The 21,222-nt window shown below is 66.3% G+C and carries 18 protein-coding genes and 1 riboswitch; of the genes, 10 read left to right on the top strand and 8 right to left on the bottom strand.

Going from position 1 to position 21,222, the window contains the following annotated elements:
• Window positions 1-14 precede the first annotated feature (14 nt).
• From OCK02_RS00960 to hemC, 3 genes are all read right to left on the bottom strand, one after another.
• Entirely contained in the window at window positions 15-1,421 is a 1,407-nt protein-coding gene (locus tag OCK02_RS00960; protein WP_263811405.1) for a hypothetical protein, read from the bottom strand.
• Between the two features lie 98 nt (window positions 1,422-1,519).
• Window positions 1,520-2,248: a uroporphyrinogen-III synthase gene (locus OCK02_RS00955; protein WP_263811403.1), complete on the bottom strand. Its 729-nt coding sequence runs from the start codon at window positions 2,246-2,248 to the stop codon at window positions 1,520-1,522.
• Complete coding sequence (hemC, locus tag OCK02_RS00950; protein WP_263811401.1) at window positions 2,248-3,177, bottom strand: hydroxymethylbilane synthase; 930 nt, start codon at window positions 3,175-3,177, stop codon at window positions 2,248-2,250. The genes OCK02_RS00955 and hemC overlap by 1 nt, the downstream gene beginning before the upstream one ends.
• 73 nt (window positions 3,178-3,250) lie before the next feature.
• Here hemC and tsaD point away from each other — a divergent pair, with 73 nt between their 5' ends.
• From tsaD to OCK02_RS00900, 10 genes are all read left to right on the top strand, one after another.
• Window positions 3,251-4,345, top strand: coding sequence for a tRNA (adenosine(37)-N6)-threonylcarbamoyltransferase complex transferase subunit TsaD (gene tsaD / locus OCK02_RS00945; RefSeq protein WP_263811399.1), 1,095 nt, complete (start codon window positions 3,251-3,253; stop codon window positions 4,343-4,345).
• Window positions 4,342-5,334, top strand: a complete 993-nt coding sequence (locus tag OCK02_RS00940) for an NAD(P)H-dependent glycerol-3-phosphate dehydrogenase (RefSeq protein WP_263811398.1) — start codon at window positions 4,342-4,344, stop codon at window positions 5,332-5,334. The genes tsaD and OCK02_RS00940 overlap by 4 nt, the downstream gene beginning before the upstream one ends.
• Before the next feature lie 15 nt (window positions 5,335-5,349).
• Window positions 5,350-5,643 (top strand): YciI-like protein, encoded by a 294-nt coding sequence (locus OCK02_RS00935; protein WP_230805986.1) that lies wholly within the window; start codon window positions 5,350-5,352, stop codon window positions 5,641-5,643.
• A 5-nt stretch (window positions 5,644-5,648) separates the two neighbouring features.
• Window positions 5,649-6,080, top strand: a complete 432-nt coding sequence (locus OCK02_RS00930) for an EVE domain-containing protein (protein ID WP_230805985.1) — start codon at window positions 5,649-5,651, stop codon at window positions 6,078-6,080.
• Window positions 6,081-6,093: 13 nt separating this feature from the next.
• Entirely contained in the window at window positions 6,094-6,741 is a 648-nt protein-coding gene (locus OCK02_RS00925) for a class I SAM-dependent methyltransferase (protein ID WP_263811396.1), read from the top strand.
• A gap of 388 nt (window positions 6,742-7,129) precedes the next feature.
• The gene (locus OCK02_RS00920; protein ID WP_263811726.1) at window positions 7,130-10,297 is read left to right on the top strand and encodes a helicase-related protein; all 3,168 of its coding nucleotides are present in this window, start codon (window positions 7,130-7,132) and stop codon (window positions 10,295-10,297) included.
• 3 nt (window positions 10,298-10,300) lie between these two features.
• The gene (locus tag OCK02_RS00915) at window positions 10,301-10,735 is read left to right on the top strand and encodes an RNA-binding S4 domain-containing protein (RefSeq protein WP_230805983.1); all 435 of its coding nucleotides are present in this window, start codon (window positions 10,301-10,303) and stop codon (window positions 10,733-10,735) included.
• 193 nt (window positions 10,736-10,928) lie between these two features.
• The gene (gene fdxA, locus OCK02_RS00910) at window positions 10,929-11,267 is read left to right on the top strand and encodes a ferredoxin FdxA (RefSeq protein ID WP_230805982.1); all 339 of its coding nucleotides are present in this window, start codon (window positions 10,929-10,931) and stop codon (window positions 11,265-11,267) included.
• A gap of 374 nt (window positions 11,268-11,641) precedes the next feature.
• Window positions 11,642-12,211 (top strand): CarD family transcriptional regulator, encoded by a 570-nt coding sequence (locus OCK02_RS00905; RefSeq protein WP_112595444.1) that lies wholly within the window; start codon window positions 11,642-11,644, stop codon window positions 12,209-12,211.
• Between the two features lie 387 nt (window positions 12,212-12,598).
• Complete coding sequence (locus tag OCK02_RS00900) at window positions 12,599-13,453, top strand: RNA polymerase factor sigma-32 (RefSeq protein ID WP_230805981.1); 855 nt, start codon at window positions 12,599-12,601, stop codon at window positions 13,451-13,453.
• 95 nt (window positions 13,454-13,548) lie between these two features.
• Here OCK02_RS00900 and OCK02_RS00895 read toward each other — a convergent pair whose 3' ends face one another.
• From OCK02_RS00895 to thiB, 5 genes are all read right to left on the bottom strand, one after another.
• Window positions 13,549-15,618: a mechanosensitive ion channel family protein gene (locus OCK02_RS00895; protein ID WP_263811389.1), complete on the bottom strand. Its 2,070-nt coding sequence runs from the start codon at window positions 15,616-15,618 to the stop codon at window positions 13,549-13,551.
• A gap of 144 nt (window positions 15,619-15,762) precedes the next feature.
• A complete protein-coding gene (locus tag OCK02_RS00890; protein ID WP_263811387.1) occupies window positions 15,763-17,271 on the bottom strand; it encodes a M48 family metalloprotease in 1,509 nt (502 codons plus the stop codon).
• A 284-nt stretch (window positions 17,272-17,555) separates the two neighbouring features.
• Entirely contained in the window at window positions 17,556-18,296 is a 741-nt protein-coding gene (locus tag OCK02_RS00885) for an ATP-binding cassette domain-containing protein (protein ID WP_263811385.1), read from the bottom strand.
• On the bottom strand, window positions 18,289-19,899 hold the full coding sequence (thiP, locus tag OCK02_RS00880) for a thiamine/thiamine pyrophosphate ABC transporter permease (RefSeq protein WP_263811382.1): 1,611 nt from the start codon (window positions 19,897-19,899) through the stop codon (window positions 18,289-18,291). Before thiP ends, OCK02_RS00885 begins: the two co-directional genes overlap by 8 nt.
• A gap of 56 nt (window positions 19,900-19,955) precedes the next feature.
• The gene (gene thiB, locus OCK02_RS00875) at window positions 19,956-20,918 is read right to left on the bottom strand and encodes a thiamine ABC transporter substrate binding subunit (RefSeq protein ID WP_412178744.1); all 963 of its coding nucleotides are present in this window, start codon (window positions 20,916-20,918) and stop codon (window positions 19,956-19,958) included.
• Between the two features lie 98 nt (window positions 20,919-21,016).
• Window positions 21,017-21,130: riboswitch (TPP riboswitch) on the bottom strand.
• Between the last annotated feature and the right edge of the window lie 92 nt (window positions 21,131-21,222).

The following is a 21,222-nucleotide window of genomic DNA, read 5'->3' as shown; positions in this document are numbered from 1 at the left end:
GATCGGTGCGCCCCTCAGCCCTGGTTGCCGTTCTTCGCCATGGCGCCGGAGACGATGGCGCCGACGCCGTCCTCCACCGCGATCCTCCGGTCGAGTTCCGCCCTGAAGGGCGCGCCTGCGTTGCGCGCGGTTTCCGGCAGCGCCTGCCATTCGATCTGGGCGCCCTTGAGGTCGCCGTTCTGCAGCTTGTTCTCGATGCGCGCCACGATCGCCTCGGGACTGTCGCCCTCGACGCTGCCGACCGGCCGCACGGTGATGACGGACGAGGCGCTGGCCAGCAGGCGGTCGACGATGCCCTGCTCGCCGGTCGGCCGGTGCACGGCCTCGATCATCTGGTCGGCGACCGGCTGGAACTGCCGCACCAGGTCGGCGCGCGAAGGCACGCCGGTCGGCGCCTGCTCGCGCAGGGGGGCGATGGAGGGATCGTCCGGCGAGACGCTGGCATAGGCCTCCAGCTCGGCGAGATAGGGGCCGCCGCGCTCGATCGCCGTCTTCAGTGCGGTTGCGGCCACGGCGCGCGCCATGGCGACGTCGTCGCGCGGCTCGGCAAGCTTCTGCTCGGCCGCGTCGATCCGCTCGGACAGTTGCGCGGACTGATCGGAGACGGCGCGTTCGGCGGCGGCAGCGCGGTCGCCCAGCGCTGCGACGTCGGTCGAAAGCTTGCCGACGGTGGCCTGAAGGGTCGCGATCGACTGCTGGGCCGCCTCGTCTATGCCGCCGGCGACGGGGTTTGCGGCAGCCTGTTCAAGGGCTGCTAGGCGGCTTTCTACCGGCTGCAGATCGGCTGCGGGCGAAGATGCGGCTGCCCGGAGGGCGTTCACCTGCGACTTCAGTGCTTCCAGTTCCGCGCTGAGCGGAGCAAGTTCGCTACCGGTCCTTGCGCCCGGGCCGAGTGCCGGCAGGTAGCCGCCATATTGCAGGGCACCGGCGCCCGCCAGGGCCACGAGGCCGCCGACGATGGCGGCCGCAAACGCGCCCGACTTGCTCGGCGGCTGCACGGCATGCGGCGGGGGTGCGGCTTCGAACTGCTGCTCATGGCGGGGTTCTGTCGGAGGCTCCTCGAAGGCGGGCGCTGCCGCATCGGGGCCAGTGTCGGCGGCCGGTTCCGGAGCAGGCTCGTCCGTGGCTGAGAAGGGTTCCCGGCCGATCGTTTCCTGTTCGGCGGTCGTTTTCCCGGTGATGACGTCCCCGGCGGCCCCCTGTTCAGGGAGGGCTTGCTCGGGCGTTTCCTTGTCCGGGGACTTCTGTTCGGGGATCCGGGCCTCGGTCCGGGTCGCGTCGGTTCCGGCCGACGCGGTGACCACGTCCGGTTCGCCGGGGGCGGGCGGGGTCTTTGCTTCCGCGGTCGCCGGCGCTGCCTCCAGGTCGATCGTCACGGGCGTCGCGCTTTTCTTTCGGCGTGGCGGCTTTTCCGGGTCCATGACGGCCTCCTTGCTTTCCAATGCGATACGGTAAACCTAGTAAGGGAAGCCCGGCAGGGAAAGCCCTTCCTTCGATTTAGGTGCCCGGAAGGCGACCTTCAGAGCAGGTCGAGAAGACCTTCCTCCGTCGGCGTGGTGGAGACGACGACGGATTTGGCGAAGCGCTCGGGCACCATGGACGCCACATTGCGGCTGATACAGAGAAAGATCGTGTTTTCGAAGCTGTCCAGATATTCGGTGACCAGCGGCAGCTCGAAGAAGTGACGGGCCGATTCGCGCGAGTAGAACAGAACGGCATCCGGTTTCTCGTCGACGACCAGCGGCTTCAGCACGGCGCGTTTCGGCGGCGTCGGCTCCATGCGGTAGCATTCCACCGTCTCGTATGCCACGCCGGCCGCATCGAGGCGGGTTTCGAACTGCTGCGACCGGGGCGTGCCGGCCAGATAGAGGAGCGGTTCGGCCGGCACGCCGAAGTCCTGCCTGTGGCGGACGATCAGGTCGGCGAGGCTGTTGCCGTCGCTTCCCTCGGCAGCCAGCACGGTGCGAAAGCCCGCATCCGCCGCCGCGCGCGCCGTGGCGCGGCCGACGGCGAAGACGGTGGTGAGCAGATGACGGTCAAGCTCGCCGCCGATCGCGCGGAGGACGTTCGCGGCCTCCGCGCTGGTGATTGCGATGGCCGAGTGCCGCCGCGCGAGGCCTGCCGTTGCCGCATCCGTGTCATGGACGGGGACGACGAGGGACAGGATCGCGGGCGTGTGATGGAGGGCCTTGAGTTTTGCTGCGGTTTTTTCCGCCGATGCCTGGGGGCGGACGACCAGAACCCTCATCAGGTCCACCCGTCGAAGAAGCCGGTGCCGGCAGCCGCGCGCACCGTGTGCCCGGCCCTGGCGCCCAGTTCGGCCGCGTCGGAAGCCGCCCCCTCGATGATCGTCTCGTGACAGAGCGAGCCGTCGGGGGTGAGGATCATGCCGCGGAAGCGGATGCGGCCGCCGTCGGAGACGGCATAGCCGGCAATCGGCGTGCGACAGGAGCCGTCCAGCACGGCCAGGAAGCTGCGTTCGCAGGTGACCGCCTCGCTGGTCGAGGGATCGTTGATCGGGGCAAGCAGATCGGCGATGCGGCGGTCGCCGACGCGGGCCTCGACGCAGATCGCGCCCTGCGCCGGGGCGGGGAGAAGGATCTCCGGATCGAGGATCTGCGTCGCCACATGCTCCTTGGCGATCCGCTTCAGACCGGCATAGGCCAAAAGCGTCGCATCGGCTTCGCCGTCGGCGAGCTTGCGCAATCGCGTATCCACCTGCCCGCGGAAGATGATGACCTTGATGTCCGGGCGAAGCCTTCGCAACTGCGCCTGCCGCCGCAGCGAGGCGGAGCCGATCGTCGCACCCTGCGGCAATTCGAGGAACGTCGGCGCCGTCCGCCCGATGAAGGCGTCGCGCGGGTCTTCGCGTGGAAGGAAAGCTGCGAGTTCAAGGCCGTCCGGCAGGCGGGTCGGCATATCCTTCGACGAATGCACGGCGAAGTCGAGGTCGCCGGAATAGAGCTGCGCCTCGATCTCCTCGGTGAAGAGGCCCTTGCCGCCGATCTCCGACAGGGCACGATCGGTGATGCGGTCGCCCTTGGTGGAGAGAACCACGATCTCGAACATGTCTTCGGGCAGGCCGTGTGCCGCCATCAGGCGGGCACGGGTTTCGTGCGTCTGAGCCAGCGCCAGCGGGCTGCCACGGGTCCCGATCCTGAAAGGTTTTGTTTGCATCCACCGTGATCCGTTGTTACCGGAAGCTCTCGTAACCGGCTTTTGCCACCATCGCAATCAACCAGCGTGCTTCATGTCGTCCCACCTGACCATCCTCGGCATTGAAACGAGCTGCGACGAGACCGCAGCGGCCGTCGTCGCGCGGGATGAGGCCGGTCGCGGCACGATCCTCGGCGACGTGGTGCTGAGCCAGCTGGAAGAGCATAGCGCCTATGGCGGCGTCGTGCCGGAAATTGCTGCCCGGGCCCATGTCGAAGCGCTGGACGAACTGATCGGCCAGGCGCTTTCGCGCGCCGGCAAGACGCTGGACGAGGTGGATGCCATCGCGGCGACGAGCGGGCCGGGCCTGATCGGCGGGCTGATCGTCGGTCTGATGACCGGCAAGGCGATCGCGCGCGCCAAAAGCAAGCCGCTTTATGCGGTCAATCACCTGGAGGGGCATGCGCTGACGGCGCGGCTGACCGACGGGCTTTCCTTTCCCTACCTGATGCTGCTCGTCTCCGGCGGGCACACGCAACTGGTGCTGATACGCGGCGTCGGCGACTACGAGCGCTGGGGCACGACGATCGACGATGCGCTGGGGGAGGCCTTCGACAAGACGGCAAAGCTGCTCGGCCTTCCCTATCCGGGCGGGCCCGCGGTGGAGAGGGCGGCTATGACGGGTGATCCGGACCGGTTCACCTTCCCGCGGCCGCTCGTCGGCGAGAAGCGTCTCGACTTTTCCTTCTCCGGGCTGAAGACCGCCGTGCGCCAGGCGGCCCAATCGATCGAGCCGGTGAGCGAGCAGGACATCGCCGATATCTGCGCCTCGTTCCAGAAGGCGGTGTCGCGCACGTTGAAGGACCGCATCGGACGCGGGCTCGAGCGCTTCCGGCAGGCGTTCCCCGACGTCGGCGAGCCGGCTCTGGTCGTTGCTGGCGGCGTCGCCGCCAACAGGGTCCTGCGGGCGACTTTGCAGGAACTATGCGACCACAATCGGTTCCGCTTCGTCGCACCGCCGCTTGCGCTCTGCACCGACAATGCGGCGATGATCGCCTGGGCGGGGCTGGAGCGGATGGCCTGCGGCCTGTCGCCCGACGATCTTTCGGTCGCACCGCGCGCGCGGTGGCCGCTCGATGCGGAGGCCGCGGCCATGCTCGGTTCGGGCAAGCGGGGGGCCAAGGCATGACGACCGGTCCGCATGTCGTGGTGGCGGGAGCCGGCGCCTTCGGCACCGCACTCGCAACCGTCATAGCCGAGACCGGCGAGAGCCGGGTGACGTTGCTCGCGCGGCGGGCGGAGACGGTGGCGGAGATCACGTCGTCGCGCCGCAACGAGGCCGCCCTGCCGGGGATCGCCCTTTCGACGGCGCTCGAGGCGACCGTGGATCCGCATGTCTTGAAGGACGTGCCGGTCGTGCTCTTTGCCATGCCCTCGCAGGCGCAGCGGGCGGCTGCGCGCGATCTCGCATCCTATCTTGCTGACGAGGCCGCCGTTATCATTTGCGCCAAGGGCATGGAGAAGGCCAGTGGGCGACTGCTGACCGATGTGCTGGCGGAGGAGCTGCCGCGCCAGCATGTCGCCGTGCTATCCGGTCCAGGCTTCGCCGCCGACATTGCGCGCGGGCTGCCGACGGCGATGGTGATCGCGGCGGCCGGCCTGGAAACGGCTGCGTCGCTGGCGCAGGCGCTGTCCGGGCCGACCTTCCGCCTCTACCCCTCGGGCGACCGGATCGGCGTGCAGCTCGGTGGTGCGCTCAAGAACGTGCTGGCGATCGCCTGCGGCATCGTCGAGGGCGCCGGGCTCGGGGATTCCGCCCGCGCGGCGCTGATTTCGCGCGGCCTGGCGGAGATGTCGCGCTTCGTCGCCGCCCATGGTGGCGACGCGACGACGGTGACGGGGCTTTCGGGCCTCGGCGATCTCGTGCTCACCGGCACCAGCCACCAGTCGCGCAACCTGCGTTTCGGCATCGAGCTTGGCCGCCACGGCAATGCGGACGGATGGTCCGGCGATCTCGTGGAGGGTGCATTTGCCGCCGGCGTCGCCTCGCGGGTTGCGGCCGAACGAAACATAGACATGCCGATCACCGACGCGGTCGCGGCGATCATCGACGGCAAGCTGGATCTGGCGACTGCGATCGGCAGGCTGATGACGCGACCGATCACCCAGGAATTCTGAAGAAAGGACATTGTGATGTTTTTTGCTCTTCTCTGCACCGACAAGCCCGGCGCACTGCAACTGCGTCTCGACACGCGGCCGGTGCACGTCGCCCACCTGACGAAGCTGAACGAAGAGGGCAAGCTTGCCTTCGCCGGTCCCTTCCTCGATGCGGACGGCAAGCCGAACGGCAGCCTCGTCGTCGTCAGGGCCGATAGTGCCGAGGCGGCGCGCGCGCTCGGCGAAGCCGATCCCTTCTTTAAGGCCGGCGTCTTCGAAAGCGTCGAGGTGAAGCCCTGGACCTGGACCTTCAACAATCCGGAGGCATAAGGCGGATGGCCTACTGGCTTTACAAGTCGGAGCCCTTCAAGTGGTCCTGGCAGATGCAGAAGGATGCGGGCGAGAAGGGCACCGAGTGGAACGGGGTGCGAAACTACCTGGCGCGCAACAACATGCGTGCCATGCAGATCGGCGACAAGGGCTTCTTCTATCATTCCAACGAGGGGCTGGAGATCGTCGGCATCACCGAGGTTTGCGCCCTCTCGCATCCTGATTCGACGGCGGGCGACGATCCGCGCTGGGACTGCGTCGACATCCGCGCCGTCTGCGACATGCCGAATCCGGTGTCGTTGAAGGACATCAAGGCGAACCCGAAGCTGGAGAAGATGTCGCTGGTCACCTCGATGCGGCTGTCCGTCCAGCCGGTGACGGACGACGAATGGATCGAGGTCTGCCGCATGGGCGGGCTCGACAAGCCGCCGCGCTGACCGGCCCGAACCCGTGCGGACCGATCCGGAGCGCTTCATCCTCGACAATACGGCCATCCTGTCGCCGCGGCACGTGCCGGAGATCAGGTTGCGGTTGGCGTCCGAGGCGCACGACCTCTGGCTGAAGACCGAGGAGGAACTGGAGGCGATCGGCCTGCCGCCGCCGTTCTGGGCGTTTGCCTGGGCCGGCGGGCAGGGGCTTGCCCGCTACCTTCTCGATCACCCCGGCGTCGTCGGCGGCCGCAGCGTGCTCGATTTCGCCAGCGGTTCCGGCCTCGTGGCGATTGCGGCGCGCCGCGCGGGGGCCGCGCGCGTGCTGGCGGCCGACATCGATCCGTGGACGGAAACGGCCGTGCGGCTGAATGCGGGGCTGAACGGCGTCGAGCTGGACTTCGAGCGACAGGACCTGATCGGGACGGATCGTGGCTGGGACGTGGTGCTGGCCGGCGACGTCTTCTATGACAGCGATTTCGCCCGGGCCCTGCTTCCGTGGTTTCGCGACCTGGCTGCGCGCGGCGCGGCCGTTCTGGTCGGGGACCCCGGGCGCTCCTATTGCCCGAAGGAGAGGATGGAGCCGCTTGCGACCTACGAGGTGCCGGTCACGCGGGCGCTGGAAGACAGCGAGGTCAAGCGGACGACGGTGTGGCGCTTCCTGCCATGAGCCGGACGCTGCATGGCCAAGCGAAAAGAATCTTAACCATATTTCACGGTGGGGCTTTACAGCATTCCGGCGTGCGGTTGTGCCTCGGCCGCAAGACTCGGCCAGCTTGCGGCCGAGATTCAGCATATGGTGGGGTAAGCTACTGGAAAACCAACATCTTGTAGGGAACAAACCCTGAATCCGAGCGAGTCTTCGTTTCGTCTCCGATTCGTTCGCAAGGTGTTCCAGGTTCTGCCGCATCGCCCGGAAATCCGGGCAATACGGTCGCCAATTCGTCGGTTGCACTTGCCATTGCGCGCGACGATGGGCATTTGTGTTGCCGGCGCGCGGGCGATGACCGGCGCCGGACGATCGATACTCTCCGAGGCATGCCTTGAACGCTGCACCGATGATATTGAGCGGCCGCGGTGTCACCGCGGTGCTCGGCCCGACCAATACCGGCAAGACCCATTACGCAATCGAACGCATGGTGGCGCATGAGACGGGCGTGATCGGCCTGCCGCTGCGGCTTCTGGCGCGCGAGGTCTATACGCGCCTGGTCGAGAGGGTCGGCCATCACAACGTCGCGCTGATCACCGGCGAGGAGAAGATCACGCCGCACATGGCGCGCTATTCCGTCTGCACGGTGGAAGCGATGCCGCGGGAGACGCGGGCCTCCTTCGTGGCGATCGACGAGGTCCAGCTTGCCGGCGACCTGGAGCGCGGCCACATCTTCACCGACCGCATCCTGCATCTGCGCGGCCGCGACGAGACGCTGCTCCTGGGTGCGGCGACGATGAAGCCGATCCTCGAGCATCTGCTGCCGGGTATAACGGTGGTGGAGCGGCCGCGCCTGTCGCAGCTCTTCTACGCCGGTTCGAAAAAGATCACGCGCCTGCCGCAGCGCACCGCCATCGTCGCGTTCTCGGCCGACGAGGTCTATGCCATCGCCGAGCTCATCCGCCGCCAGCGGGGCGGCGCCGCGGTGGTGCTCGGCGCGCTCTCGCCGCGCACGCGCAATGCCCAGGTGGGGCTCTACCAGGAAGGTGACGTCGAATATCTCGTGGCCACAGATGCGATCGGCATGGGACTCAACCTCGACGTCGACCATGTCGCCTTCGCCCAGGACCGCAAGTTCGACGGCTACCAGTTCCGCAACCTCAATCCCGGCGAACTCGGCCAGATCGCCGGCCGCGCCGGGCGGCACATGCGCGACGGCACCTTCGGCGTGACGGGTCGGGTGGATCCGTTCGAGCCGGAACTGGTCGAGCGGATCGAGGCGCATGAGTTCGATCCCGTCCGCGTGCTGCAGTGGCGCTCCAAGCGGCTGGACTTCACCTCGATCGCCACCCTGAAGGCGAGCCTCGATGCGCCGCCGGCGATTTCCGGGCTCGCGCGCGCCCTTCCGGCCGTCGACCAGCAGGCGCTGGAACATCTGGCGCGCTATCCCGACGTCAAGGACATGGCGACGGCGCCGGAGCGGGTGGAGAAGCTGTGGGAGGCCTGCGCCCTGCCGGACTATCGCCGGATCACGCCCGCCCAGCACGCCGATCTGATCTCCACCCTCTATGCCGACCTTGTCCGGCGGGGTACGGTGAACGAGGATTTCCTGGCCGAGCAGGTGCGGCGGGCCGATCGCACCGATGGCGAGATTGACACGCTTTCGGCAAGAATCGCCCAGATAAGGACATGGACCTATGTCTCGAATCGCCCGGACTGGTTGGCCGATCCGACACACTGGCAGGAAAAGACGCGGGAAATCGAAGACCGATTGTCCGACGCGTTACATGAAAGGTTGACGAAACGCTTTGTTGATCGCAGGACATCTGTGCTCATGAAGCGCCTGAGAGAGAATGCGATGCTGGAAGCCGAAATCAGTGTGAATGGGGATGTCTTCGTCGAAGGGCATCATGTGGGGCAGTTGGCCGGATTCCGGTTCACGCTTGCTTCGGGCACGGAAGGTCCCGATGCGAAGGCGGTACAGGGTGCCGCCCAGAAGGCGCTTGCGCTCGAATTCGAGGCGCGCGCCGCCCGGCTTCATGCGGCCGGCAACAGCGATCTCGCCGTCGGGTCGGACGGGACCGTGCGCTGGCTCGGCGAACCCGTCGCGCGCCTTGCCGCAAGCGAGCACATCATGCGCCCGCGCGTCATCCTGCTCGCCGACGAGCAACTGACCGGAAACGCGCGCGACCATGTCGCGGCGCGCATCGAGCGCTTCGTCAATCATCATATTGCCACCGTGCTCAAGCCGCTCGACGATCTGTCCCGCGCAGAAGACCTGCAGGGGCTGGCCAAGGGGCTTGCGTTCCAGCTGGTCGAGGCGCTCGGCGTGCTGTTCCGCCGCGATGTCGCCGACGACGTGAAGTCGCTCGACCAGGAGGCCCGCTCGTCGATCCGCAAGCACGGTATCCGCTTCGGCGCCTACCACATCTTCATGCCGGCGCTTCTGAAGCCGGCGCCGGCCGAACTGATCACGCTGCTCTGGGCGCTCAAGAACGACGGCCTGGACAAGCCCGGCTATGGCGAGTTGATCCCGGCACTGGCGGCGGGGCGCACCTCGATCGTCACCGATCCGGCCTTCGAACGCATGTTCTACAAGCTCGCGGGCTTCCGCTTCCTCGGCAAGCGCGCGGTGCGCATCGATATCCTGGAGCGCCTGGCGGACCTGATCCGTCCGCTGCTGCAGTGGAAGCCGGGCTCCGCGCCGCGTCCGGACGGCGCCTATGACGGCCGCCGCTTCACCGCCACGACGTCGATGCTCTCCATCCTGGGCGCCACGCCGGACGACATGGAAGAGATCCTCAAGGGTCTCGGCTACCGCGCCGACAGTGTGAAGGCCGAGGATGCCGCAGCCTTCCTGGCTGCCGAGGACGCCAAGCTGGCGCCGACGGCAGAGAGCGATGCCCCGGCCGCTACCGATGCGCCCGGTGACGACGCCTCCGCGGCGACGGGCGAAGCCGAGGCGGAAGGCGAAGCCGAAACGACCGTGGCCGAAGCATCGGCCGCAGCTGAGACCCCGGCCGTAACCGAAGCAACGGTTGCCAGTGAAGCTACGGTTGAAGCGCCTGCCGCCGAAGCCGAAAGTGCGGAGCCGGAGGCGGCTGCCACCGAGCCGGCCGCTGCCGAGGCGAGCGCCGAACCGGCCGCCGATGCCGCCGCATCCGAAGGCGAGGCCCCGGCGGAAGTCCGCCCGGTCCTGCTCTGGCGTCCGGGTGGCCGCAACGACCGCAGCGACAATGCCCGTCAGGGCCAGCGCGGGCATGGCGAGCGTGGCCAGGGTGAACGTCGCGGCGACCGGGGGCAACGAGCGGGTGGACGCAATGAGGGCGACAGGCGCGACGGCGACCGTCGCGACGCCCAGCGGCAGGGCGGGCGTCCCGAATTCGGGAAGGGCCGCGACGGAAAGCCGCAGGGTGGCCGACCGGACCGGAACGAGCGCAACGACCGCCCGCAGCGCGACGATCGTGGCGGCAAGCCCGCCAAGTTCGAGGCGCGTCCGCCGCGCAAGGAGAAGCCGATCGATCCGGATTCGCCCTTTGCCAAGCTCGCTGCCCTGAAGGAGCAGATGAAGAAGTAGGACATGACGGACGACGCAGACCAGCCATCGAGCGAGCGCGAGCCGGGTCAGGGACGCCAGCGCATCGACAAGTGGCTGTTCTTCGCCCGTCTTCGCAAGTCCCGCACGCTCGCGGCCAAGTCCGTCGAACACGGCGATGTCAGGGTCAACGGGCAGCCCGTCCGGCAGCCGTCGTTCAATGTAAAGCCCGGGGACACGGTCGTCGTGTCCCTCGACCGGCAGGATCGCGTCGTGAAGGTGCTCCTTCCGGGCACACGGCGCGGCCCCTACGAGGAAGCGCGCCTGCTCTACGAGGACCTGACGCCGGCTGCTCCGGCGCGTGATCGGGGCAGCCTGTTCGAGCAGGTGACGCGCGAGCGCGGCACTGGTCGCCCGACCAAGCGGGAGCGGCGGGAAACGGATGCCCTGCGTGGCCGTTTCGATCCTCCTGACGAATAGAAAACTGTCCCGCTCAGCCTTGATTTCGCGCATGGTTTATCCTTGCAAACGGGGATCAAAGTCGCTACGTCGAACCCATGGGCGGGAGCGGGATCAGCGCCGTTTGCGCGGTGCATTCCTCCGCCTGCGCCGGTCTTTCCGGCGGAAGTGACGGCCGACCGTCCTTCGGACAGGAATTTCGCTGGAGTAACTCATGACGTACGTCGTGACCGACAATTGCATTCGCTGCAAATATACGGACTGTGTCGAGGTCTGCCCGGTTGACTGCTTCTACGAGGGCGAGAACTTCCTGGTGATCCATCCCGACGAATGCATCGATTGCGGTGTCTGCGAGCCGGAATGTCCTGCCGAGGCGATCAAGCCGGATACAGAGCCGGGGCTCGACAAGTGGTTGAAGATCAACGCCGAATTTGCGCAGGTCTGGCCGAATATCACGGTGAAGAAAGACGCGATGCCGGAGGCGAAGGCCTATGACGGCGAGGAAGGAAAGTACGAGAAGTACTTCTCCGCCGAGCCCGGCCAGGGCGACTGACGCCGCCATCGTCGGGTCGCTCGAATTGGGGAAAACCGGTCAGGTCTGTCCGAAAGGGGATAGGGCAGGCTTGATGACCCATGCGAAGCAAATTATTGATTTCGGCACTTTTTTGTGGTAGGGTCGCAACACTGATCCACGTTGAGGCACTTGGTGTGCCCGAACACCACCACGAAAGCAAACGATCCCAAAGGTGCCGCTCACCCCTATAGGCAACGTCATCGTTGTCGTTCCGTGATGTGCCATCGCATTCGTTTGTGCCTTGTTGGACGGACCAGGAATGGTGCCACCCAGACGGTGTCTCCGTCTTTCCCGGGCCTTCTTGACCCGGCCCCGGCTCGCGCCGGGAGCGTTACAGGGAGTATTGGAATAGAATGACGACCCAGCAGAAGAAGTCTTCCACGCGTCACGGTTTCAAGACCGGCGAATCGATCGTCTACCCGGCCCACGGTGTCGGCCAGATCGTCGCCATCGAGGAACAGGAAGTCGCCGGCATGAAGCTCGAGCTTTTTGTCATCGATTTCGAGAAGGACAAGATGCGCCTGAAGGTTCCGGTCGCAAAGGCTGTTTCCATCGGCATGCGCAAGCTTTCCGAAACCGATTTCGTCGATCGCGCGTTGAAGGTCGTTCAGGGCAAGGCCCGCGTCAAGCGCACCATGTGGTCGCGCCGCGCGCAGGAGTATGATGCCAAGATCAATTCCGGTGACCTGATCTCGATCGCAGAGGTGGTTCGCGATCTTTATCGCGCCGAAAACCAGCCGGAGCAGTCCTATTCCGAGCGCCAGCTCTATGAAGCAGCGCTCGACCGCATGGCCCGCGAGATCGCCGCCGTCAACAAGATGTCCGAAACCGAAGCCGTCCGCCTTGTCGAGACCAACCTGAACAAGGGTCCCAAGCGCGGCAAGGCCATCGAAGAGGACGACGCCCAGGATGAGGCAGCCTGAGACGAGGCAGCCTGTAGAGGTATCCGCCTTTTCGGAACATTCAACCCGGCTGGTCTCCAGCCGGGTTTTTTGTTGGAACTTTTCTCGCGCACGCACGTTGAGGCGAATGACAATCCATGCTGGCGCGTTTGCTCTGTGTTGTTTTGTCCGAAACACGCCATCCGCGCAGGCGGAATAGTCCGGGCCGCAAAGCCTAACGATATGAAGATTGCCACTCGCTCGTGGGTCTCGAGCAGTATAGCATGTCCTCGTGCGGCCGACCGAGGGTCCGTTTGACCCGGGTCAGGTCTGCCGCCGCGAAGATCTCGCAGACGCATGCATTGTCAGGTGAATACCCTGGTCACGTTGACCGGGGATCCTTTCAATCCCGGCTCAGGGGAGACGCCAATGGCTACCACCGCCGCAGACCGTCGCATGATCAAGATCGCAATGTCGGCTCCCTATCTCGAGCGTGAAGAGGAACAGGCGCTCGCCTTCGCGTGGCGCAAGGATCATGACCAGGAGGCCCGCAATCGCATCGCCATGGCCCATATGCGCCTGGTGATTTCGCTTGCCGCGCGCTTCCGCAATTTCGGCCTGCCGTTCAACGACCTGTTGCAGGAAGGGTATATCGGCCTTCTGGAGGCTGCTGCCCGCTTCGAACCGGAACGCGAGGTTCGCTTCTCCACCTATGCGACCTGGTGGATCCGCGCCTCGATCCAGGACTACGTCCTGCGCAACTGGTCGATCGTGCGCGGTGGCACGAGTTCGGCGCAAAAGGCGCTGTTCTTCAACCTGCGCCGGCTGCGGGCCCGCATTGCGCGGGGCGATGCCCATCTCACCTCCGAATCCGTCTACCGCGAGATCGCGACCGCGTTGAAGGTCAGCCCGGCCGACGTGCGCAACATGGATGCGCGCCTTGCCTCGTCGGACGTCTCGCTGCAGGCTCCGGTCTCCGGGGGCGAGGAGAACGGTGCCAGCCATATCGATTTTCTCGCGAGCGACGCCCCCCTGCCGGACGAAGAGGTCACGGAGATGATCGACGGCGAGCGTCGCCGCCAATGGCTGCATCGGGCGCTGGAACGGCTGAACGAGCGCGAGATGAAGATCATCCGGGCCAGGCGGCTCACCGACAGCAGTTCGACCTTGGAGGAACTCGGCGCCGACCTCGGGATTTCCAAGGAACGTGTCCGCCAGATCGAGAACCGGGCGATGGAGAAGCTGCGCATTGCGCTTTGCGAAGCATCGCCCGCATTCGCCTGACTGACATCGGAAGCCGGGATCGGCGCGCCCCATGGCGCGCCAGATCAGTGGGTGTGCATTGCCGTTGAACGGCGGCGCGGGCGGAAAGCGGCGGTCTACTTCTTGCCGCCCTCGGCGGCGGCAAGGGCCGCCGCATCAGCCTGCCGCTTGTACATCGCGGCGGCGGCCGCCTCCTTTCCCTCTCCACCTGCTCCCTCTCCGCCCACCTGGAACGTCGGCTGGGCAAACGAGATATCGTTTTCCGCAAAGGCCTGCGTAATCATGGTGTAGGCGCGTCGGCGGATGGCCGTCTGCTCGCCTGTGGGCCTGGCGGTGAATCCGAAGCTGATCTCGATGCCGAATTCACCGATCTGCTCGACGCCCTTCATTCTCAGCGTCTTGATGATGTGCGGCCCGAGTTCCGGATCCTCCTGGAGCTGCTTGCCGATTTCCTTGGCCAGCTTGCCGACCTTGGCGATGTCGGTCTTGAACGGCACCCGGACGCGGAACTTGTCGATGGTCCAGTCGCGGCTGCCGTTGCGGATTGCGCCCAGTTCGCCGAAGGGCACGGTGAATACCGATCCGCGGTGATGCCTGAGCCGGATCGAGCGCAGGCTGAAGGATTCCACGACGCCGTTGTAGCTGCCGCTTTCGATCCATTCCCCTACTCGGAACGCATCGTCCATCAGGTAGAAGACGCCGCTGACGATGTCCTTGACGAGCGTTTGCGATCCGAAACCGATGGCGACGCCGAAGATGCCGGCGCCGGCGATCAGGGGGCCGATCTGGACTCCCATCTCCGCAAGGATGGTCATGGCGGCGACGCAGATCAGAACGGCTGCCAGGGCATTGCGGAAGATGGGGAGAAGCGTCCGCAGCCGGGCGCGCCGGGCCGCTTCGTCGGGCGAAACGGCAAGATCGTCGGATGCCGGCGTCAGCCTGCGGTCGATATACGCCTTTGCCAGGTGCCATGCGAGATCGACGATCAGGAGCACGACGATGCTCTTGAACAGCCCGTATACCAGCGTGCGAACGAACGGGCTGTCCGACGTGATGACGCTCGGATTGTAGTACCAGCTCAGTCCGAGCCATCCGAGGGCCAGCAGGATGATGACGGCGCGGACGCCCCGGAGCAGCAGCACCATCCGCGGCGTGTTCGTGTCCTCCTCGTTCCAGCGCGTCAACGCGAAGGCCCGGGTGAGGCGATCGGCACCGGACAGCAGGCGGGGCAGGACCACGGCGTAGATGCCCAGCCAGAACAACCCCATGAAGTCGATGCTCCACAGCAGCCAGAGCAGCACCAGATAGAGCGACGCCAGGATGTTGGCGATCCGGGTGGGGGGATTGCCCCTTCGATCGACCGGGCGGCGCCAGACGGCTTCGAGTGCGATCAGGAAAAGCGCGACCGAGAACAGGTAGACGATATCGGTCCGTACATCATTGTCGACGCCCAGCGGCCGGCACATGGCCCACAGGGCAAGTCCGAGGGTGAACACCGCCGCGAGGATCCGGATGCGAGAATACTGGAAGTCCGACATGCCGCCCGTATCCACGGAGAGACGGCAGAGCCCCATGAGCAGGCGATAGCCGATAACCGCCAGCAGCGCGTAGAGAATGACGGCGCGGACGAGCGGCGGCCAGTCGACGGCCATGAAGATCAGCGTCGAGACGACGGTGAACACGAGCAGGGGGCCGAACTCGACATAGGCGCGGGTGAGGACCGGGCTCTGGAACTTCGCCCTGGAAGCCGTCCTGCGAAACAGCCATTCGAGCGCCGCTCCGACGCCGACGATGCCGAGCAAGAGATAGAGTGCCGGGGCGAAGCCGCTCTCGCTGGCCTGCTGGCGGACCTTGCCTGCGGCCGACGCGATCTCGGACGGGATCCTCGGCAGGGCGGCACGCAGCGCCTGGAAGCGGGTGCGTGCCTGCGCCTCCATCTTCTCGACCTCCAGCGTGGCCTCCTGTTCGACCTTCGCGGCTGTCGAGGCGGGACGGTTCTGCAGCCAGTTCCTGATCTCCGGATCGTCCAGGAGCTTGATGAGCTCGGCGATCTTCTCCGGCGGCGGGGCGGCCGTCTGTGCGGCGCCACCGGCAGGCGCCGGCGTCTGGGCCGTCGCCATGGGAGCGAGCATCAGCAGAAACACGAAGACGAGGCGCGACAGAAGATATGCGGGAAATTTCGGCATAGGGTCCTGGCCAGTTTGCGGACACACGAAACGTCATCCGCCTGTCATCGAATGAAAACGGCCTCATCTCATTAGCATCTGTGAGGGCGTGCCGAAAGATGGCACAATCGTGGCGTTCACGCCAAGGCGACGATCCCGGGCAGGCTACTCGGTGATGATCTTGATCTTGTCGCCGGGCTTGATCGTGCTCGTGGCCGTCATCGCATTGATCAGCCGGAACAGGTCAAGCTTCCTGTCCGTCCCCATCATGCGGCCGGCGAGCGATGCGACGGTGTCGCCTGCGCGCGCGGTAACGACACGCACGCGCAGCGGTTTCAGCGAGGCCACTTCCTGAGGCGTCAGCTGCCGGAACGACGTCTTCAGGACGTCGGCCGTCGGCTCGAGCGCGGGCGAGCCTTGCGGAACGGCCGTCAGGAACCGGTAGATCTGGTTGCCGATTCGCACGACGGTGACGTCGAATTCCCAGCGGTCGGCCGCCGCCCGGGCGGTGGCCGCCTCGAGCCCGTTGATTGTGGCGGGCCGGATCGTGTCGGTCTTCAGGCCCGTCACCCAGCCGCTGGAAATGTAGTTCACCAGGCTCTGGCGCTGGTTGTCGGCAACGCCGTCGAAACGGATGGCGATGTCGCCCGGACCCGTCGCCAGCACGGCGTCGGCCTTGTTGTCGATCTGGAAGCCGGCGGGCACGTCGAAGCGGATGCCGAGCTTGCCGTGCAGGAACGTCTGCCCGCGGACATAGCCCTCCTGCGGGCTATCGCCATAGAGCAGGCCGTCGATGCCGGCGAGGTAGTAGTCGCGGCCGCGGTCTCCCACCGTGCCCTCCGCCCCGAAGGCACGGGCATGACGCCGCGCCAGCTCCACCCGCTGGGGCGCGTTCGGATGGCTCGACAGGAAGTCCAGGCTCTGGTCGGCCTCGGGATCGACCGCGTTGAACTGCCCGTAGGCGGCCATGCTGTCGAGGAAGCGCGCCGCGGCATAGGGATCGTAGCCCGCCTCGCCCAGCATGCGTACGCCGATCACGTCGGCCTGCAATTCCTGGTTCCGGGAAAACGCCGCCAGCCGCAGCTTGCCGCGGGCGAGCGCCTGTTTGCCGGCGATGTTGCTGGAGAGCACTTCGGCGACGACGCGGCTGGCGATGACCTCCGCCTCTTCCTTCTTCTGACGCTCGATGCCGTGGTTGGCCGTCACGTGGGCCATTTCGTGCGACAGGACGGCGGCGACTTCGGAGGCGTCGTTGGCAAGCGCCAGCAGGCCGCGGGTGACGTAGAGATAGCCGCCGGGCAGCGCGAAGGCGTTGATCGCCGGCGAGTTCAGGATGGTGATGCGGTAGGACTGGTTGGGGTTTTCCGACACCGCCGTCAGCGCGCCTGCAATGCGGGCGACGAGGCGTTCTGTCTTGGCGTCCTTGTATTCCCCGCCGTAGCTGGCGACGATGCGCGGATGTTCGCGCGCGCCCATGGCCGCGCGGGGATCGTTCTTCTGCACCTCCGCGACGATCTGGGGGCTCGACGACGGGGCGACGGTCGGCTGGTAGGTCTGCTCCAGGGCCGACTGGCACGAGGCGAGCAGGCCGGCAAGCGCAAGCACCAGCGCGGCGCGCGCGCCGACCGTTCCGCGTACCTTGCTCAAACCTCCATGCTGAAGGTTCTCCAGCATCCGCCCCATGCCCTTTCACAGACCTTGTCGCCTGCCCGCAAGGCAAGCGCGTTCTCGACTTCCGGACCGTAGCCGAACCGAAGTCGGAGAACCTCGTTAGTTCGAATTGTTCGACGGCTGTCCGACATATCGTGCATATGCCCGATGGATCCTGTCCGGACCCGTGGTCGAGAGATAGTCGCACCGTCGTTGGGCGGCAACTCCCGATTCCAGAATCGGCTTCCGATGTGGCTGCGGTGACACAGTGGGGCGTCCAAAATATGGCAGGTGCGGTCCGAAAAGTATTATCTATCAATGCCAAGGAAGTTCGCCAATGCAGGGATCTCGCGGTTGGCGAGAAAGGATGCGATCGGTTCCATCAATGCGATTGTTCCGCCGTCGACGAAGATGGCATGGTCGGCAAGCCGCCGGACGTCCTCCAGCTGATGGGTGATGAACATCAGCGTGCTTCCGGTCTCGGCGGCAAGATCGTGCAGGAGCCCGGCCATGTCGGCGCGCATGGCAGGATCGAGTGCGGCGAAGGGTTCGTCGAGGAGCAGGATCGGCCGGCTGCGCACGAGAGCCCGGGCGAGCGCCACCCTTTGTCGCTCGCCGCCCGAGAGCAGGCCCGGCTTGCGCCGCCCGTAGCCCCCGAGACCGACCCGGGCCAGCGCATGTTCCACCCGCTGGCGCTCCGGTGCACCGAGGCGCAGCGAAGGATCGATGCCGAGGCCGACATTCTGCTCCACGCTCAGATGGGCGAAGAGATTGTTCTCCTGGAAGATGATCGATACCGGCCGTTCCGCAGGTTCGCGTCCCGCCATGTCCTTGCCGAAGATCTCTACGGTTCCCGAACGGATCGGTTGGAACCCCGCGATGACGTTGAAGAGGGTCGACTTGCCCGAGCCCGACGGCCCCGTGACGGCGACGCGGGCGCCGGTGGGGATGTCGCACGAAAAGACGAGGCGCTTCTGCTCGAACTGCACCGTTGCCGCCTCGAGGCGAATGGCGGGAGCGCCCGTTCTGGAGGTGGAATGGTCAGGCATCGTTCTTCGCAGTCCTGCCGGAGGCGGTGGAGGGAAGCGTCAGCAACAGGCAGATGACGCCGAGAAGCAGGGCGATGCCGGCCGCATCGGCGGTCCGGTAGCTGCCCATGCGGCTGAACAGGAGCCATGGCAGGGTGACGAGGCCGTCCGCGCCGAAGATGGCGACCGCGCCGAGATCGCCGAGGGAGAGCGCCATGGCAAAGGCGAAGGCGGTCAGCAGCGGCCGTTTCAGCGCCGGCAGGTCGATCCATCGCAGCCGGTGCAGGCCGGTGACGCCGAGGCTGACGGCGAGCCGGCCGGTGCGGGCGATATGGGTGCGATAGGCCGGCTGCAGCACCCGCATGACGAAGGGCAGGGCCATCAGCGCGTTGATGACGATGACGACATAGGGCGCGAAGCGTCCGACCTCGCCGAAGCTGCGCAGCATCAGAAACCATCCGGTCGCAACCACGACCGGGGGCACCAGCAGGATCAGCGAGCTCGTGGCCTGCAGGCTGCCTGAGAGATACTTCAGGGCCGCCGGCGCGCTGTCGGCGGCGAGCGGGGCGATCGCGACAGCCGGCATGGCGACGGCGAGGCAGAGCGTCGCCGAGGCAAGCGCGATGGCAAGGCTCGTGACAAGCGCCCTGTGCAGCAGCGGATCGGAGGCAAGCCGCAGCAGGTCGGAGGCGAGGCCGGCCGTGACGACGGCCAGGAGCGGTGCGGCGGTGAACAGGGTAAAGGCGGCGATGACGAGGCCGTCCGAAAGCCGCCCGCGCTTGCCGTCGAAACGGCGGACGGCGCGGCCTGCGGTCGGCGCCTCCTCGGCGGGCGTGCCCAGCAGCCGCAGGAGATAGAGCAGGGTGCCGGTCAGGAGGATCTGGAGGACGGAGAGGATCACGGCGCGCGGCGGGTCGAAATCGAAGCGCAGCGCCTGATAGATAGCGACCTCGATCGTGGTGGCCGCCGGGCCGCCGCCGAGCGTCAGCACGATCGTGAAGCTGGTCGCGCAGAGCATGAACACGAGCCCGGCGATCCCCGGCAGAAGGCCGCGCATGACCGGCCACTCGATCAGCCGGAACGTCGCGCCCGATCCCATGCCGAGATTGGCGGAGGTCAGCCAGTATTCGGCCGGAATGCGCTCCAGTCCCGCCATCAGCAGTCGGGCTGCGAGCGGCAGGTTGAAGAAGACATGGGCGATGAGAATGCCGGCCAGGCCGTAGACGCTGACGGGATTGTCGAGACCGAGCGCGGCCAGGGCCTGGTTGACGACCCCGCGGCGACCCCAGACCTCGACGATGCCAAGCGTCGCCACCAGGGCCGGCAGGCCGAGCGGAAGCGCCGACAACCGGACGATCCAGTTGCGTGCGGGAAAGTTCGGGCGCCGCGCAAGCGCCCGGGCGACGGGGATGGCGAGCGCCACCGAAAGGATGGTGGAAAGGCCCGCCTGCAGCAGCGTGAAGCGGGCAACGCGAAACAAGTAGGCATCGAACAGCGCGCCGCCGGCGCCGCCTTCGGCATGCAAGAGCAGCGCCGCCGTCGAGAGCCCGGCAAACAGCAGGATCGAGGCCAGGACGACACTGCCGGTCCGGACAATCGTTGATGCTTCGCGCGTGGTATACATCCCGGTGCCTCGTCAGCAGGCTGCGCCCATGCCATCCGGCGTCCTCGTCGCCCCTTCTACTTTGCACTCATGGCCGAAAGCCATTCGTCGATCCAGGCCCTGCGGTTGGCCGCGACCTCGTCTGCCGGATAGAGGAAGGTATGCTGCGGCTTGACCAGTCTGTCGAAGGCGGGCGGAAGCGGCGCCTCGGTTGCGGCGACCGGCATCATCCAGTTCGTCTCGGGAATGATCGACTGGAAGCGCGGCCCGGTCATGAAGGTGAGGAACGCCTTCGCCAGTTTGGGATCGTCGGCGGACTTCGTCATGCCGGCAACCTCGATCTGGACGTAGTGGCCTTCGGAGAAGGCGGCCGCCTGGTAGCGCTCGCTGTTCTCGGCCACCATGTGATAGGCCGGGGAGGTGGTGTAGGACAGCACCATCGGCGCCTCGCCCTTGGTGAAGAGCCCGTAGGCTTCCGACCAGCCGGGCGTGACAGTCAGAACGCGCTCCTTCAGCTTCGCCCAGGCCTCGCCGGCCTTGTCGCCATAGACGGACTTGACCCAGAGCAGCAGGCCAAGGCCCGGCGTCGAGGTGCGCGGATCCTCGATGACGATCTTTTCGCCGGGAGCGCCCTCCACCAGTTCCTTCAGGCTCTTCGGCGGGTTTTTCAGTGCCTCGGTGTCGTAGACGACGGCGAAGTGGCCATAGTCGTAGGGCAGGAAGGTGTCGTCCGAGAAGCCGCCCGGAACGGTCAGGCCCTGCGGGGCGAGATGGTGGGGAACGAACAGGCCGGTCGCCTTGGCCTCGGCGATGAGATTGGTGTCGAGGCCGAGCACGATATCCGCCTTCGTTCCCTCGCCCTCCAGCTTCAGGCGCGTCAGCAGCTCGACGCCGTCGGCGACACCGACCCATTCGACCTTGCAGTCGCAGATCTCTTCGAACGCCGCCGCCACCTTGGCGCCCGGGCCCCATTCGGTGACGAAGCTCTCATAGGTATAGATGGTCAGCGTCTTTTCCGCCGCCCGTGCGGGCAGGGTCATGGATACTGTCAGCGACGCTGCGGAAAATAGTGCCAGGGCGGATAGTAGCGTCTTGCGCATCGGGGCCTCCTTCAAATCCAAAATACGGGAATAGGGCGCCGGATGTGCCGTCTAATCCCTCCGCCGGTACAAACCGGATCAGGTTCTTCGGGTTGGCCTTGGCCTCTCAGCCCGGTCCATCCTGCGATGGTCGGGCACCCCGTTAGAGCAAGGCAAGCAATAGTCCCCCGCGGCCCCGCTTGCAAGCGGGCGGCAGGGCGGAAAGGCGTTTCCATTCGCGGGCGACATGCGCTAGACGGTGTGC

The organism is Rhizobium sp. TRM96647, from assembly GCF_025780115.1.
Lineage (GTDB): Bacteria > Pseudomonadota > Alphaproteobacteria > Rhizobiales > Rhizobiaceae > Mycoplana.
This window is presented reverse-complemented; position numbering and strand designations above follow the sequence as displayed.